Genomic DNA, 17,241 nt, shown 5'->3' on the forward strand with positions numbered 1-17,241 from the left:
GAACCTAGCATCCTATGCGGTACTAGGTTGATTGCTTGTATGGGTTAGCCTATTAAACATCTTCTGTAATGGTTTATCTGAAACTTTGGTAAAGCCTGAGAATGGGAAACTTAGAACGGTAATCGCTGTCATGTAGGAAGCAAGAAAAATGCATAGAATAGCAAGAAAGTGACGACCCTTGAAATCAGTTTCTAGGGCGTAGATACCGACTACTAAAAAGGCACCCACAAAGATAATGATATACCAGGCAACGGGGATTCCTGTATGAAGCATCGTGAGGCGAAGATTACGAAACTCGACGGCTTGATTCAATGAAGTAATGGTGTTGTTGTAATAAGTGGAAATAGAGCTCTCAGGCTTAAATTGCAAAAGGATTGCATATAATTGGTCAGTGGCATCTTGGGTACGCGGACTTTCATTGCCAAGAGACATAGCAACTAATTCATCATTTAAAATTGATGAAACATATTGAGTTAAATGCTGCATGATATTTTGCTGAACCTTAGCTGGAAACGCTTTGGCGCTTTCACTAATAACATATAATTTGGTTGCTTCAGCGGCGATAAGCTCATTTGATTTCTGATAGTTAGACCATAAGATATAGACTGCAAATCCTAAAAAAATGCTGTAAAAACTGTTAATACTTCCCACAATAGCTCTCGCTGTTTTTTCATCCTTCCTATTCTTAGAAGTTTTATGTTTAAAATGAAAAACTATCCGACTTAAAGAGAAAAAAACAATGAGATAAAAAAGAAATATGAGGGTTGGAAAACAATGATTAATTAGACTATGAATCATTTTTAAAAAACTCCTGTAAAAAAATTTATATGTTAATCAATCCTTAAGCTTTAGTGTTTTACACTAATAAAAAAGCCGAGAGGAGACAACCATGTCAAATAAAAAACTAACTGAACGCTTAAACTATGAGCTGGATGCGCTTGGTGTTCCTGCTTTAATGACTGAGCGTGTTCACGTGTGCTCTAAATTATTTAAATTACCCCCATTTCAAATTGAAGCCTTGCTCAATGGTGTTGTTGCTTGTGATAGCAACTCCATGCAAAAAATCGCTGATGAGCTTGAGGTGAGTAGAGAGTGGTTATTGGGTAATGATACAAAACACTAATCTATAATAGCCTCATAGAGATTGTGGGGCTAAGGCTTAAAATCTCTATGAGGCCTACGATTCAATGCTCAATCAAGTAAGGCCAATACATTCTCTGGTGGCCGCCCTATGATCGCCTTATTTTTGTAGGTGACAATAGGCCGTTGCATTAACACAGGTTCTTTTACCATAGCCCGTAAAATGCGCTCTTCATTATCCAAAGACAACCCCAATTCCTTAAAGGTAGTTTCATCGGTACGCACAAAGTCTTTAAGGGAAAAATGAGCGCGTAATTGCTGCAATTGCTCTATATTTAGTGGAGTCTTGAGGTATTCAACAACCACTGGATTAATCCCTTTATTGTGGAGTAGCTCCAAGGTTTGTCTTGACTTAGAACAGCGAGGGTTGTGATAAATAGTGACTTCTTCCATATTATTTCTTTAAGTGTTTTTCCCAAGGTGGCTGAAAGTATACTATTTTTTTTGCATTTTATCTTTATTAGGCCTCTTTCGAAACTCGCCGGATGAGGTCTATTGTGAATAACCGGAAATCGTGAAGTTGTTTCACTCCAGGTGTTGTTACAGGATGTCTCAATGGTCAATATTTATCTATGGCTTGATCAATTTGGCTGTTCAGAAAACATCCCGACATGAGGCCTCTTAACGGGTTATAAATTCTTAAGAGGCGGCCGTTTTGAGAAAGGATAGAGTTCTGTTATCTGCTTATAGAGCATCTTTATCAAGCTATATGTCATAAAAACAATTAATCATCTTATTGTTTTTTCATATAGTATAAATTAGGTGTATTTTGTTAATATTTTGTTAATATTGAGGTTTTATAATAATTTCCATTCTAAGTTATAGTGAGAACCTAAAATGGGAAAAGTTATTCTTATTCATGCCAATTGTGTTAATACTTCAGCAAGTGGTGATTTTGCTTTTGCTGGAAATATCGCAAAGGATCTTGTGCGTGAATTAGCGACTACCTCATCCGCTATTGATGTTATTTTAGTCAGTACCCTAGACGGGGTAAGTCGATTTGAAAAGATATACGGTTCTGCAGTCGATGGACGTATTCGTGTTGAAGGGACTAGCATTGGTCTGTCATCTTTGGAAACATTTGATGCGGTTGAGCATACTGTTGTGGCATTTATTGATGCTAATCGGTGCAAGCATGCGCCAGCAGACATTGTAAAAAGAGTACTGTCTCCTGATAGTAAATTTTTATTTGTGGGTAATGTGAACCAACCAGACAATTCAAGCATTTTTGCTCAGACTTTATATCGCATGCAAGTTAAGCGTGATCAGCCAGGAGTTTACGAATCTTTTAATGATAGTGACATGTTAATCGGCAGTGCTGGTTTAGGCACAGATCGGTTGGGTATACCTAGCATAGCTAAGACAAGTGACTTACCTCCCATACCATCCTCTACATTCACTATGCCAACAGACAATTATGGGTTTATGTATGTCAATGCAGTAAATGGTTCACAAGACTACAAATTAATGGCCCAATATATGAAATTAGCAGGTCATGATGAATATATTCTTGTAGGCGATTTCTTAGGTAAACAAAAAGAAATCGAAACGGCATATACGATGGATACTACTTTGACCACGCTCAAAAAAAGTCCCCCAACAATTCAATTTCATCAATCATTACCTAATCTGGTAATGCGTAAAGTAGTAGCGGGCACAACTGGCTCTTTGGTTTTATCAACAGGGATTACGAGTACTCTTGAACCAATGCAAGATGGAAAACTCACTTATTATCAGGATCTGTCTTGTAATACCCACTTCGTGGCAGCTTATTTAATTGCAGTGAAGTCAATTGTTACAAGCGATTCTTCTTTAGTCGGATGTATGCCTCAAATGCTCATAGAGCTCTCCACGTTACTTTTTGCCGATAAACCGCTTAGTAAAGTAGATATGGAGCATACCCAAGATTTGTTGCGAATAGATGCAGTAAGTTTAAGATTGGCCAGGATAAATCAAGATATTGTGGCGCAAGCAAGTGGAAAGATAGCTCCTAAACTCCTGGGTTTTCTCAATAGTTCGCGCAATACGAATGATCAGATTCAACTAGCCCATGTTTGTGCCTCACTACGCAAGTCAGGAGAGAGCGGTAGCCCAGTTCATGATCAGGCATTAAGGCGAGCAGCTGCTTGGGGGCGGTTATTCGAGCTAAAAGTACTAATTAAGTCTATGACGAGTGACGAGATAAATAAAAAAGATGGGACTGTCGAACGCACTGCATTACATTGGGCGGCTCAAGAGAAGCATCTAGACTGTGCTCGTACCTTAGTGAAAGCCGGAGCTTCCTTGGATATCAAGGATAAAGACGGTAAGACTCCCTTGCATAAAGCGGTAGCCAATGGGGATAGAGCAATGATTAAAATGCTTATAGAGGCAGGTGCCTCAGTGGATATTCCTGATAATGGTAGTAAAAGTCCCAGAGATTGTGCCCCTGACAGTGGTGTTTCATTGTTTATTAATCATTGTCATACTCAAACATCAATGACCACTATTTCCACGACTACATTATAGTTGTAGATAAGGCAGCTGCGCCATAAGTCTGGGGCTTACCGCCCCACAAAGAGCTTTAATGGGCGCTGCTCGTGATTATTGATTAGGGCAGCCCGCTTGATGGTAGGACACCAGGGCGTTATAGATGGCTTGATAATCTGCAAATGAGTTTTTGTTCGCTTTAATATGATCAAAAACGTCATTAGTTCGGCTGCAATTTCCCATTTCAGTAATATTAGAATGATCGCCATTGGGTTTTTTATAAGCAATAAACGTGGCGTTGCAATGTAAGTGGGGTCGCTTCGATCCCGGGTTTCCTAAATATTCTTGGTTACCACAATAGGTTTTTTTATAGTTGGTTTTCCCCAAGTCAGTAGCGAAGGTGAATGCGGCTGCAGGAAGCGATGTCGCTAGGCACAATGCCGCAATTGTTGTTTTCTTTATCATATAGCCTCGAAAAAAATATTAAAAAGCAAATATAACACAGGATGGCTTTGGCTGGAAACTTTTGTCAAAATTGAGAGCAGACAATGTATGCTGGGCCATTCGCCCTTGGTTTGCCTAGCATTAAGTTAATATTTCGGATAAGGAAGAGAAAATCTGCACGAACGGTTCCGAAGTCGGTGACTTTCTTATCAGAAATAGATGTTAATTTATTGGTCAATAAAGTTAATATATGGGGCAATTAATAAACCCTTAATCTTAATGCTTTATTATGTTTCCAAAAAAACAATTGATGAACATTCAGTTTTTATTAATTCCATAGGTGTTTTATGAAAAAGGTAATTATTGGGGCTGGCCCTGCAGGTTTGTATACAGCAATTAAATTGCGAAAAGAAGGTGTTAAGGACGTTGTCATTTATGATCCTCGTGCTGGTAATTATATGCGACCAGGGCATTTAAATCGCAATGTCTTTGCTCGAGCGCAAGAGGGGCTTGGCATTAAATTTTGGCCAGACGATAAAGTAGGCCATATTAAAGATCTAGAAAGAGCGTTATACAAAGAAGCCCAACGATTAGGTATTACAATCGAAAAAAAACGTTTTTTACGCATGCATCAGGATGCGATACATCCTGGTGTTATTGTTGATAACGATGGGGCAGAAGAGCGTGTTGAAGCTAATTATGTTTTTGATTGTACGGGCGCTCGACGTGAAGTCGTTGCCGCAGTAAACAGCGCCATTCCTGAATCACCGTTACAACTGACAACAATCACGGATCTTCCTGTTCGTAATCATTTTCTTGCTTACGTAAAAATAAGCAAAGACGACTGGGAACGATTTGAACGAGATAGCACGCTCATTAATCAATTCCCAGAAACTATAGATGCATCGTCTTTTGCGCAATCGATTGTTAAGTTAAGAGCTTTAGGTTGGAAGGAGTTTAAATTTCCACGTTGTTATGGCAGGGAGTTTGGTAAGGATAAGGTGTGTTTGTATTTACATGCTCCTGATGGTCTTGCTAAAGAAAACTACGATAATTGGGTACAAACCGTTCTTGAATGTTATACAAAGCCCATCCGCTATGAACATTTGCCTCCATCACCTAAACCACGATTTTTATCATTTACTTCTAATGCCCAAGCATTGAAAGAAGTTTCCTATAAAGGGACAAATTTACCCACTGTAATTGCTCTAGGTGATGCCCAAATTGACTTTGATTATTCTTTGGCACACGGTATTCACGATGGATTGGAACGAATAAATGCTTTATTTGATCATGCAGTAATTTTTGATAATGAAATCCATTATTTTGACTCAGCCGAATATCTGCAAACAATGAGCACCCCCCTTAAGGAGCATAAGCAAGAAGTTATTCAAGCGGCGGAGAGATTGAAACAATCATTCATTAGCACCCTTGATACCGCTCAATTAAAGTTTAGGCAAGTGCTGTTAAGTGCAAGTTCAGATCAACAAACTGTTATTGCTCCAATTCTAAGAGAAATAGAGGCTCGTCAAAGTTATGTAAAAGCTTGCCAAGCTTTTGCTGAGTGTCATAATTCCTCTCATCAAGTTGTACTTACTTCTACTAATGTGGATGGGGTCATTGCAAAGCTTAATAATATCCATGCTGAATTATTAAAAGTGAGGGCTAATTTACCCCCTTCGTTTGTAGCGGAACATAATGAGGTCCAAGGATTATTAGAATATTTGGCGGCTAGCTGGAAAGAAGCAGGAAATGCTTTATATAAAAATAAGAAGATACCTCAAGCGGTTGATGCCTATAAAAAAGCATTAGAAATCTATAATCTAGTGGGTTTTTCTGGTAAATATCTTTCAAAAGAACTGCCATTATATTCTAATTTAGCAGTTTCCTATCTGCATAACGGGTTGTATTCCGAAGCGATTACTGCCGCAGATACCGCCTTAGTCATTTTGGGTAGATTTTCCTCCGAACAACGGCCTATGGATCTTCAAGGAAAAATAGTATTTAACCTTATTAAGGCGTTGTGTGCGCAAGCTCAACAATTGTTATCTGCAAACAACGTTGGGGGTGCTGCGGATCTACATGTTCGGGCAACGACTATAATGAATACACATGGAAAGGCACTTACTAGTAAAAAATTATCATCTGTTCAAGATATCATTGCCACATTGCAGCACCGTCTCCCAACAAGTAGGGTAGAAAGCAGCAGTTTAGCTTCTATCTCAATAAAGGGACCGATGATAGAGAGTGGCGTAGAGGCTACGGCTATAGCAACAGTGCAGTCGCCGAATCTTAGTGCCTCCTTAGATAACTTAGGTCTTTTCGGCCATCAAACGGGACGTCAAGAGCCTGTACCTAGTTTGAATAAATCCTCGCAATCAACGTCAATTGGTCTATAGCGGTGTGCTGAAATTACCAGGACGCTTTGAGCAGATAAATGCACCAGTGTTTGATATGCTCATTCACTGGTGATAATTTTTATATCAGGCTCAATCTATAATCAGCAAGCTTAAGGTTTATTGATTAGGAGAGCCCGATCCATCTTTGAGGAGCAAACGTTGCAATAATGCGATGAGCAATGTACTCGCAATGAGTTTCTAGCGCAAAATGGCCGGTATCAATTAATTCAAACTCCGCTTAGGGATTATTACGTTGATATGCTTTAGCACCTGTTTGGATGATGAAGGGATCATGTTTTCCCCAGATGAATAAGGTTTTGACCTGTGATGTACGGAAAAACTCCTGGTAGTTAAGATAATTTTTATTCTGTTGATTGCTCTTTGGGCTCGTTGTATAGCCATTCAATGGTTTCATGGAGTAATTGATTATTTGATTGTTGTAATTTCTCAATTTCTGTTTGGCACACCAGGATGGAGCCTTTAATAATGACGTAGAGACAAGCCATAGACGTCAATAGACTGATGTATTGTTGATCGGCTGGCATAATATTATTTTTCAATACCCGATGAAAGGCATCAGAATGTAAATCGGCATTGATTGGTAATTCTGCAAGATAGAGTTCGGCCAGTAAGGGAGAAATGATCTTTTTATGTTGTGCTTCTAATGTTGTGTCTATTAATTCCAAAGCATAACTTTTTTCTTCTTCACGGACTTTTTCTAGGCCATTGATGGCCTTATCAATCAAGTTTTGGTCATAATAAAGAGATAAAGCTAAAAAAAGCCGTTCAGTAGAGAGCTGGATTTTTCGTTGTAATGCGTCTCTTAATAGCGCTGTAAGCGTCACATTAGGAGTAGATAATAAATATTGGTATTGCTCATGCAGATATTGGGCCTCGAAAAGAATTTCACTGGACAATTTTTTTAATATGCGCGGCTCTGTAGACTGATCAAAATGACTTAATGCATGTAATGCAGCAGTCTTTAATGTGTCATCTTCGCTTAAAATAAAATGCTCTATAAATTTTTGTGCCTGTTTATCATTGATTTGGCTGACGATATAAAGGGCTTTGGTCTTAACGTCGTGAGAATAGTCGGCAAAATGGTTGTCTATGACCGATAAAATAACATGATTCCCTCTAAAAAAATCATTGGAAATATTATCTCCTATGCCTAAAAGATGTAAGTTTTGGATTAGATCGTTATATAGTGGTGCGTAACGAGCGTGAATCACCGACTCAAATGCTTTTCGCCTTACTAATTCGCTACTGTCCGTGATGAGTTGATGGAGCAGTTTATTTATTTCTTCCTGTGCAATTTCCCCTATAATATAAGCACTTGCAGCCCGTTTAACCTCCTCTGTTGCCGTCATCAGCTCATGTAATTTATCAGTAGCCAATGCTTTAAGAGTAGGATCTTTGCTCTGCTTATACAGGATAATTAAGGCGGCACTGCTCAGCGGTAAAAAATCATCATGCAACAAAAGACGAGCAAATTGCTCTGTTTGCTCGTAATCAAGATGAGCTGCGGTGATCAAAGCCTTTGCTTTAAGTGCTTCAGGATGGTGTTGCTGTAGTATGGAACTAATCTCTGGAAAATAATGAACCAAATGATATTGTTTTATTTTCTCTAATGCATAGCCACTAACTGCTAGATCTGGCGATCTTATAATGGTCCCCAGTACAGTCGGCAGCTCTGCAGGAGCAATGCGCTCGATAACTGTCAAGGCATAAATCACTTCATCAGAATGTTGACTTGATAGACAGCTCTTTAATAGTTGGAGATCTTCTTTAGTTGGGTAGAGCAACTCACTCCCCTCAAAATAGCGATTGGATATGGCCTTGATCAAAGCGGTTACATAATCGGACTCAAGAGTACAGAGAATTAATACGGTGATGACAAAACAAAGAAATGCAAAACCTGTTAAAAATCCAATGGAGACACCGATAAAATTGACAATGAGTATTAATAAGGTGCTGATTACGGCAGTGGCGACACCGACAATAAGAACATCACTCTTAGAGTGCAGAAAAGCACGTATTCTCGGTGGAAATGGTTGCAATAACAGCAAATTACCCATGTGGGTTAATGATGCTCTGATGCCATCTTCAGAAAGTTTCAAACTAACAATCAACCAAAACACCAGATAAGCCAGTGTTGGAATACTATTAAAGAGTAAAATAGGCAAGGTGATCAGAATACCTAGAGCGGGTAAAACAAATAAAGCAGCGGCCAGGCCATAACGCTTTAATAGCTTCTTATATAAAAAGACACTACAAAATAGATCTACTCCGTCGACAAGACCAAAAAAGACACCTAAAAATCCAGCCAAAGTTGCTTCTGAAGGATATCTGGCTTCTGCTGCGGTATTAAAGGTTAAAGCAATGATATAAGTCGAGAAAACTCCCAGGGCAATGAGGGCAAATATTTTTAAAACATACTTATTGTGTAATAAAGCTCTAATGTTTATCTCTTCAAGGTTTTCATCCTGCTTTTCTGTATTCATCCCATGTAATGGTTCGGAGGATTTTACATTGCGTAACAGGGTGACCATGGCTAGCACTAAAACAAAAGTGGATAAACCAATACCGACAATGAGGTATTTCAGACTAACAAAAAAAAGTAAGATCGGGGATAATAGACCGGCTAATAGTCCTCCAATACTTTGACAACCTTTGATTACGCCAAAAGTATTTTTAGCTTGTTGCAAGCTAAAAATTCTATTGAATACGGACCAAATAGCTAGTCCCAATAAGTCAAAAGCCAAAATGGCCCAAATAATGAGTACGGCAATAATTAATTTGTTACTGATACCAATTAGGGCAGCACCTAAGATGGTCCATAAGATGCCTACAGTTACAGTAAGACCTACAATAAGTCGATTAAAGGAGACACGATACTCAAAGAAGGTATAGCCTAGGCCAAATACCACGGATAATCCTGCCACGGCAAGGTAAATCATTGGCAATGATGCACTACTATAGGTAGTTAAGAACAAGGCCATAGGGAAGGAGCTGAAATAACATTGTAATCCCCCTGCTATAAAAGCCATCAGTAAAGACCATAAGAGCTTGCTTTGTTCTGTGCGTTTTATGCCAATGTTGCGCAGAAATTTATTATAAATATTATTTAGCAACATGTTTATCCTTAATTAAGCTACTTTATTCACCCTCTAAGTAACTCCTGGATCTGCATGGACATCGCTTGTGTTCTTTTACAAAGAGCTTGGATGATTCCTTTAGAAATCCCCGCATCAAAATTCATCAGCTCATATAATGCGGTGCTGCTGATAGTTAATAATAAACAATCAGTTATTATCGAGACAGAGCTTACTGGCGCACCACCAGTCAACGCAGATAATTCACCAAAAACTTCACGTTCACCTAGCTCTTTGATCACGCGTTCACCATCATGAACTTTCACTCGTCCTGACACGATTATATACATGGTTGAATTAACCCCGCCTTTTTCAAGAAGAAGCTCACCTGCATTGGCTCTTTTTTCCTTAACAATGGAGGTCACTATATGAAGTAATAAGTCATCTGGGGTTTGTTTGAATAGAGTGACCGTCTTAAGTAATAGTAATTTTTCTAAGGCTATCACCTTTCGCTCCTTTGAGGTCTTATCTCCTGCACTTAAATAAGAGTATAGTCTATGCTTGGCTTTATGGCGTAGGAAAAATGGCTTTCTTTCCAAACCCACCGAAGTAGGAAAGAAGGCTGGGGAAGTGCACCTCATTTCGTCCTTAATTTGACGGCTATAAGCTCAGGGCTGTCATCCTTTTACTCCGAGTCCATGCTATTCTTGATTCGGTCATTTTTTTACCCAAGTAAATTCTTGGCATGGAACCGTAAATGATCTTCAATAAAGGTAGCAACAAAATAGTAACCATGGTCGTATTGGTCGTGCATGCGTAAATTTAAGGTGACGTTGGCTTGCATGCAGGCGGCTTCAAATAGCTCTGGTTTTAATTGCTCCACAAGATAGGGATCGGCCAGGCCTTGGTCTATCAAAATTTCACCGTGAGGCCAGGCGTGGGTTCTGATTAAGTGACAGGCATCGTATTGCTGCCAGGTGCGTTGGTTATCTCCTAAATAATGCTGAAAGGCATCTTTTCCCCACGTGGATTGGGTTGGTGCACAAATTGGTGCAAAAGCGGAAAGGCTACGAAATAATTGATGGTTCTTTAAGGCTATGGTTAATGCACCATGGCCACCCATGGAATGGCCAAAAAGGCCACAACGTCGCTTATCTACAGGAAAATTTTCATTAATGACACGGGGTAATTCATTACTGATATAGGAGTACATGCGGTAATGATCAGCCCAGGGCATTTCGGTAGCATCAACATAAAACCCGGCACCTTCACCAAGATTCTCTTGTGGGGCAACACCCACCAGATTTAAATTACGGGGGCTGGTATCGGGAACAACCAATGCCATTCCTAGTTCAGCCGCTATGCGTTGCGCCCCTGCTTTAGTAATGAAGTTTTGCTCTGAACAGGTTAAACCGGATAACCAATAGAGTACAGGCACCACTTTTTGTTGTGCTGCCGGTGGAAGATAGATAGCAAAACGCATGTCACTTTGCGTCTCTTCAGACCAATGAGAATAGACACTTTGTATTCCCTCAAAACATTGATGTGCTTCTATTAATTTATAAGTCATAGTCCTGCTCCATCGTCCATAAATCTATTGATGATGTTTTTAAAATGTAAGCACTGTGCGAATCGATTCACCATGATGCATCAGATCAAAAGCATCATTTACCTGCTCAATGGGAAGTACATGGGTGATCAGATCATCAATATTAATGCGACCCTCCATATACCAATCCACAATTTTAGGAACATCCGTACGTCCTCGAGCTCCTCCAAATGCAGAGCCCTGCCAAACTCTTCCTGTAACTAGCTGAAAAGGCCGTGTCGCAATTTCATGGCCAGCAGGGGCAACGCCAATAATAGTCGATACTCCCCATCCTTTATGACACGATTCTAAGGCTTGGCGCATTAGCTGCACATTTCCTATGCATTCAAACGTATAATCAGCACCGCCATTAGTGAGCTCAACCAAATGGGCGACCAAATCATCACCTACTTCCTTGGGATTGACAAAATCAGTCATCCCCATTTGGGTTGCTAATTTTTTACGGCTGGGATTAATGTCAACACCAACAATTTGAGTTGCACCCACCATACGCGCCCCTTGAATCACGTTAAGGCCTATACCACCTAAGCCAAAGACGATAACGCGACTCCCTGCTTCAACTTTTGCTGTAAAAAGAACAGCACCCAAACCCGTGGTCACACCACAACCTATGTAGCATACCTTATCAAACGGAGCATCATGGCGAATTTTCGCCAAAGCAATTTCCGGTAAAACAGTATAGTTAGCAAAAGTTGAGGTTCCCATGTAATGATGGAGCATCTGACCTTTATAGTGGAATCGGGAGGTACCATCGGGCATCAATCCTCGTCCTTGGGTGGAGCGTATCGCTTGGCATAGATTTGTTTTACGCGATAAACAATATTCGCACTGACGACATTCGGGAGTATAAAGGGGAATAACGTGATCCCCGGGTTTTAAACTACTGACGCCAGGACCCACTTCAACAACTACTCCTGCTCCTTCATGTCCTAGGATGGACGGAAAAATTCCTTCGGGATCTAGGCCAGATAAAGTATAGGCGTCTGTATGACATACCCCAGTAGCTTTAATCTCTACCATGACCTCACCGTGACGAGGTCCTTCTAAATCAACTGTTTCAATGGCAAGCGGTTGCCCCGCTGCGAAAGCCACTGCTGCTTTTACTTGCATTAACCTATCCTTGTTGTTTATATGCGACTGAATGTGTATTTTTTTTAAGTGATGCGCCTAATATGTTCCCGCATTCCGGATTTATCAAGGAATGCAGGCCATTTACAATTTCAATAGCATTGCTTATTAATAATAGTCCAATATCATAATCTGGCAATGGTTAAACCACAACAAGATTCAGTAGCAGAGTTAATGCCGTCAACTAGGGTAGCGGCGGTACGAGTCACTAAATTCAAAGGATTAAAAAAGAGAGCCATAACCGTTGAAAATAAAGCAACTGCCGTCATGCCGAGATCCACTAAAGTCGATGCGGCAGCAAGACCAAAGGCGGCATTAGTTTCTCTTTTTACGTCGGAATTGGGCGCAAAGACAGTCAATACTAGAGCGCAAGGAGCTAAAATGATTGACAGTGCTAAATCAAGAATAGCTTTAATAAGAAAGCCTAAAGTATTAAATGCAAGATATAACGGCTTCTCTATAGGGCGAATCACACAAGTTGCTGCTGCATCTATAGAGCGCAGCGGTTTAAAATAGCTGGCTTGAGGCACAGGGACTGCGTCGGCATATTTTTCACGTAAAGCAGAATAATCTTGCCAGCGCGAGTTAACAGTTGAAAAAAAACCAGGCATGAAGGGCTCCATTAGATAAATTTTGAGCATAGTAAGAAAAAGAACGATAATTGTAAATAATATCCACGCCATTTAACTAATTAAGATAAATGGGTTGTTAGTCTGAGCATATAGTGTCTGGAAAGCCGGTTATTATTAAGCAACCAAGTAGTTTATGACGTCATTCATCAAGCCGTGACCCGTTAATTCCGATATAAAACGTCTACTTGCAATCATATTTGGTAATCAATATATCGCTTACCTCTTCGTCATTTTTATCGACATAATGGTAGGACAAATCAATACCTCGAGACAAATAGTATTTTAGATCAGCGTTTTTACAGACGGTCTTAATCAGTTGGGCTTTGAGCACTAAAGAGAAGAACATCGTGTTTATTTCTGATTTATTTTTATCAATTAATTTATAGTGATAAGTCAGTAGCTTATTGTCAAACGATACTTTTTCGATATTAGTTGACTCATCAATCTTTCTTGGGACAGTCTTATTAATCGAATTGACTGCTCGCTTGATTTGATATTCTATATCGTTGCTGTGCATAAGCGTTTGGATGATGATAACAGCCCCTATACTCAGGAAGACAATACCTAAAAACACCGATATTTTGGCGAGCATGGGCCATAGTCTATTTTTAGTATACAACGTGCTGCTGTTCCAAATCGCAATATAGATCAGTGGGAAATAAAGAAAAGGGAAGATTAAATATAAATAAAATAAAAATTGTATATAAGGGATGATGGCGATACTTAAATAATACTTACTCAACGCCATTCCTATCAGGCCATAAATTATCCAAGGAATAATTCCAAAGATCCAATAGGTAATGAATAATGGAATTTGTCCTTTTAGTAAATTATGTTTCATATACTATCGCCTAGTAAAAAACAGTTTAATCTACAACTGTTGTTATTTTATTTCTTACAGAAACTAACTTATAAACTTTGCTGGTTACTTCTCAATAACCCCGGGGGAAAAGGTCATCCCGAACTAAGTGGTATTTCTCGCAGTTATTGAGAAGTTACTTTTGCTACGCCAGAGGAAACAAGCGCAGCGGTTGCTTTTATTATAGTAGTGAATTAATTAACAAGCCTTAAATGAATAGATTCTTTATTAGAGGCTGTTCATCAGTGTTATTTTTATTGTCAGTATTGCTTTCTCTTGATCCAAAAGTCCTTGTTTTGTATAATGTGACCCAATTATAGCCATAGGGCTCGATTCTTGTCAGGAGTTTGTTTATGCCTATCCCCTACAGCAGTATTTTCGACGGTCCTACCATAATCACCAAAAATGATATGTGTCAACTATTAAATTTAGATGTCTCTAGGGCTGGTTTAATATTTAGCGCTGCGGAAATTAAGAAAGCTTATCACAAACGAGCTCTACGTTTTCATCCTGATGCGCAAACACGCTTTGCCCCTCCTATTCCTACTGAAATCTGCAATATATTGATGAATGATATAGTGCTGGCCAGAGATTATTTGTTAAATGGTGATGATAACATTCTGGGGAAAGCTTTTGTTGAGAATAGTGAGTCGATGGTTGTCAATTCGGGTAATTGGGTTGATACAGTTATAAGTATACTGGATGGCATTAAAGTAGGTACTTCGGCCGTTTCGTATACTGTTCCATGGTTAAGTCGACTGAGCAATAATTTCCTCATGACCTTGCTTCTATCTACATTTGCCAATGGTCAATTGAATTTCCGTTTTATTAATACTTTTTCAGCACAATTGGCGGCTATGCGACCTTATTTGCAAGAGATAGATGGTAGCTCTTTGGCTGAGTTTTTGCATAAAATCAAGAGTGGATTAACGGCTACTGATGAATTAGATGCTGTAGCTATTGTGGCGCAATTAAAAGAGATTTTACCTAAGTCATTAACTGAAAATGAAAAGTTTGATGATTTGATCGCGGCGATACAAGGAACAGGCAGCGAATTAAAAGAACTTTTGACTGATGATTTTATTGATCACTTGCAGCACATTGTTTATTTTTGGCCTAATTTTGTTGCAACAATTCCTTCTTGGACACATATTACTGGCGTGTATTTTATTTCCTTATTGTTCACGGCCACCAGTTTACCCAAGTTTTTTAGTGCTACAAAAACGATTACGGAAGTCATTTGGGAACAAAAAGGGGCTGTAGCTACGATTTTGGCTGCGCTACCGTTTACCCTGTTAACTGCTCTGCTTCTTCCTCTCAATATTGTGATTCAATTCGGCATTCAATTTGCTTGGATTGCTATGAAAGCATCTCTGCAAGTGCTAGTTAACAGTTTTAAACTATTATTTTCTGCATTTAATCTCATCCGTTCTGTATTCAATGAGGAGATATCTTTTCCTCAACAAGCATTTGCTTTGTTTGAAAGCATATTAAATCTAACTGTTCGATTAAGTTTTAATTTAGTGTTTGAACTTTTGGACGAAATGATTTTCATTCTAAGTAATCACAGTGTACTCAGTTCTTTACAGAACGGTTTCAATAGCCTATTAGACTCAATGCTCGATAGCATACGTCCTGAAATTGTTGTACACGAGATAGAACCATGGAGTGAGGAGCAATTAAATGCCGAAGATCAGGGGCAATTGATGGTTGCTTATGATCATCAAGAACAACCAGAAGAAGAGACTGTAGCAAATACAGCAGCTCAAGCGTTTGGTTTCTTTGCTGATACCAACTTTCCTCTTCATAATGCTCAAGATCTATGGTTGATCCAATTGCTCGCATCTGTTGCCGTTCAACAGGATGAGGTTCATGAGCATGATGAACAAACAGCTACTCCTATGAGCCGAGTTGCTTAAGTAATTTATCTCCTCTATTTAATCGTAGGTTGGGCTGCGCTTCGCATAGTCCCAACCTCTATAGAGAGAGTCATTAGTTGAGACCAAGCTCCGCAGCGAATGCTAGTCCAAGCTTAGTGAAATTAACCATATGCTCTAAATTAAGTATTTCTAACCTATCTTCAGGGGAGTGTATGTATGGGTTATCATTTTCTAAAGTGGTCGCCGAGGGATAACACGCACTAAAGCCTTGTTGATGCCAATTGACATGATCACTACATGCATAATCGCACTGTGTATAAGCAACGGGAATTTTCACATAGTGGGTTAGTAATTCCGCGGTAAACTGAGTCAAGTTGGGATCAACATAATCCTTCATCAGCCAGATAGTTGGATCTTTGCGATTAGCACGATAACCCGTTTGATCTAACTGCATTACTGCTTTTACTGGGATCTTGTTGTCTAGAAATGATTGCACTACATAACCGGAACCAACAAGCCCGCGCTCTTCTGCGGCGTAAGCAATGAGGTATACGGGGTGGTCCAGTACCACTTCAGAAGACAAAAGGACTCGAGCAATTTCTAAGCCCACAGAAATACCACTAGAGTCATCATCAGCCCCTGGCATATTGCCATTGAGAGTATCAATATGCGCGCCAATGACGATAGCATCAGTAGTTTTATCTTTGCCAATTACTGTCACTACAGAGGGCTGTTTGTACTTGGAGCCTGTTTTAACCAAATAGCTAGCGACATCACTGCGTCCATAATTACGGGCCATTGTGTCAAATTGATTTCTAAACCATCGGGCTGCGGCAGCTCCTGTTCTTTGGGTCGCCGAACGATTGACATAATTAGTTAAGTGTTGGTTCGTTTGCCAAATTTTACTGGCATCAATGAGGCTATATAATTGCATGACTTGCTTATCATGATTAATCGAATAGGTATGCGCTAGAGTCGTGGCTTTTTTTGATGATAATTGGTTTAATAATCGATAGGCATCACGCTGGTCAAACGAGTGATTCTGATAATAAGAGTCCAAATTAAGGAATTTACCACAGGCGGCTCTATTTTCCTGCAAAGTAGTAAGGGTGTTATCATCCAAAGAGACCTCTACCATGCTGAATTTATCATTTTGTACTAGTAAATTGGCTGTATCTTTTAGCGCTTTTACCATGCAATTGGAAACGATCAGTCGTTCTTTTTCTGTTTGGGCGTAAGACAGATTTGTCATACTAAAAAGACTTAGAATCACTATTAAAGCACTGCGTTTAACTAACATCAAATTACCTCCTTAATTAAATGAGGCCACTTGTATAACCATAACCATCAAACAAAAGCATACGGTTATGTAAGCGGTCTATTATCGTCCTAAAGACAATATTCCTGTGGAAAAGCGAGGGAATTTTGGCATAGAAAATGAAATGCTCATAGCATCTTAATTTATTAGGCCCCTTTCCCTCCACCACGAGTTTGAAACGAGGTCTATTGAGGGAGTATTGAGGCCGCGTTGTTGTGATTGACTTTATTTTCCAGCGGATGTGTTCTTCCCATTAGCTTAAATTGGT

The 17,241-nt window shown here is 39.5% G+C and carries 14 protein-coding genes; 4 read left to right on the forward strand and 10 right to left on the reverse strand.

Annotated elements, in window-relative coordinates; genetic code table 11:
- Window positions 1-12: 12 nt before the first annotated feature.
- Window positions 13-798, reverse strand: a complete 786-nt coding sequence (locus LFA_RS00230; protein ID WP_045094407.1) for a bestrophin-like domain — start codon at window positions 796-798, stop codon at window positions 13-15.
- Between the two features lie 91 nt (window positions 799-889).
- On the opposite strand from LFA_RS00230, the gene LFA_RS00235 reads away from it, so the two are divergent.
- The gene (locus tag LFA_RS00235; protein WP_045094408.1) at window positions 890-1,123 is read left to right on the forward strand and encodes a hypothetical protein; all 234 of its coding nucleotides are present in this window, start codon (window positions 890-892) and stop codon (window positions 1,121-1,123) included.
- A gap of 68 nt (window positions 1,124-1,191) precedes the next feature.
- Here LFA_RS00235 and arsC read toward each other — a convergent pair whose 3' ends face one another.
- Entirely contained in the window at window positions 1,192-1,533 is a 342-nt protein-coding gene (arsC, locus tag LFA_RS00240; RefSeq protein ID WP_045094409.1) for an arsenate reductase (glutaredoxin), read from the reverse strand.
- A 444-nt stretch (window positions 1,534-1,977) separates the two neighbouring features.
- Here arsC and ankY point away from each other — a divergent pair, with 444 nt between their 5' ends.
- A complete protein-coding gene (gene ankY, locus LFA_RS00245) occupies window positions 1,978-3,648 on the forward strand; it encodes a Dot/Icm T4SS effector AnkY/LegA9 (protein WP_045094410.1) in 1,671 nt (556 codons plus the stop codon).
- A gap of 75 nt (window positions 3,649-3,723) precedes the next feature.
- On the opposite strand, the gene LFA_RS00250 is transcribed toward ankY, so the two are convergent.
- The gene (locus LFA_RS00250; RefSeq protein WP_157010235.1) at window positions 3,724-4,074 is read right to left on the reverse strand and encodes a hypothetical protein; all 351 of its coding nucleotides are present in this window, start codon (window positions 4,072-4,074) and stop codon (window positions 3,724-3,726) included.
- A 326-nt stretch (window positions 4,075-4,400) separates the two neighbouring features.
- On the opposite strand from LFA_RS00250, the gene LFA_RS00255 reads away from it, so the two are divergent.
- A complete protein-coding gene (locus LFA_RS00255) occupies window positions 4,401-6,452 on the forward strand; it encodes an FAD-dependent monooxygenase (RefSeq protein WP_045094411.1) in 2,052 nt (683 codons plus the stop codon).
- Between the two features lie 362 nt (window positions 6,453-6,814).
- Here LFA_RS00255 and LFA_RS00260 read toward each other — a convergent pair whose 3' ends face one another.
- The 6 genes from LFA_RS00260 to LFA_RS00285 form a co-directional block, all read right to left on the reverse strand.
- A complete protein-coding gene (locus tag LFA_RS00260; protein ID WP_045094412.1) occupies window positions 6,815-9,589 on the reverse strand; it encodes an MFS transporter in 2,775 nt (924 codons plus the stop codon).
- A 26-nt stretch (window positions 9,590-9,615) separates the two neighbouring features.
- Window positions 9,616-10,188, reverse strand: coding sequence for a Crp/Fnr family transcriptional regulator (locus LFA_RS00265; RefSeq protein ID WP_084602068.1), 573 nt, complete (start codon window positions 10,186-10,188; stop codon window positions 9,616-9,618).
- Window positions 10,189-10,271: 83 nt separating this feature from the next.
- The gene (fghA, locus tag LFA_RS00270) at window positions 10,272-11,117 is read right to left on the reverse strand and encodes an S-formylglutathione hydrolase (RefSeq protein ID WP_045094414.1); all 846 of its coding nucleotides are present in this window, start codon (window positions 11,115-11,117) and stop codon (window positions 10,272-10,274) included.
- Window positions 11,118-11,156: 39 nt separating this feature from the next.
- The gene (locus tag LFA_RS00275; protein WP_045094415.1) at window positions 11,157-12,266 is read right to left on the reverse strand and encodes an S-(hydroxymethyl)glutathione dehydrogenase/class III alcohol dehydrogenase; all 1,110 of its coding nucleotides are present in this window, start codon (window positions 12,264-12,266) and stop codon (window positions 11,157-11,159) included.
- A gap of 143 nt (window positions 12,267-12,409) precedes the next feature.
- Window positions 12,410-12,895 carry a hypothetical protein gene (locus LFA_RS00280; RefSeq protein WP_045094416.1) on the reverse strand — a complete coding sequence of 162 codons (486 nt, stop codon included), beginning with the start codon at window positions 12,893-12,895 and terminating at the stop codon, window positions 12,410-12,412.
- Window positions 12,896-13,097: 202 nt separating this feature from the next.
- Window positions 13,098-13,757 carry a hypothetical protein gene (locus tag LFA_RS00285; RefSeq protein ID WP_045094417.1) on the reverse strand — a complete coding sequence of 220 codons (660 nt, stop codon included), beginning with the start codon at window positions 13,755-13,757 and terminating at the stop codon, window positions 13,098-13,100.
- Window positions 13,758-14,128: 371 nt separating this feature from the next.
- Here LFA_RS00285 and LFA_RS00290 point away from each other — a divergent pair, with 371 nt between their 5' ends.
- Window positions 14,129-15,694: a J domain-containing protein gene (locus LFA_RS00290; protein WP_045094418.1), complete on the forward strand. Its 1,566-nt coding sequence runs from the start codon at window positions 14,129-14,131 to the stop codon at window positions 15,692-15,694.
- Window positions 15,695-15,767: 73 nt separating this feature from the next.
- Here the strand turns inward: LFA_RS00290 and LFA_RS00295 are convergent, their stop codons facing one another.
- The gene (locus LFA_RS00295; RefSeq protein ID WP_045094419.1) at window positions 15,768-16,955 is read right to left on the reverse strand and encodes a M20/M25/M40 family metallo-hydrolase; all 1,188 of its coding nucleotides are present in this window, start codon (window positions 16,953-16,955) and stop codon (window positions 15,768-15,770) included.
- Window positions 16,956-17,241 lie beyond the last annotated feature (286 nt).

The sequence above is a fragment of the Legionella fallonii LLAP-10 genome (genome assembly GCF_000953135.1).
Taxonomy (GTDB): domain Bacteria; phylum Pseudomonadota; class Gammaproteobacteria; order Legionellales; family Legionellaceae; genus Legionella; species Legionella fallonii.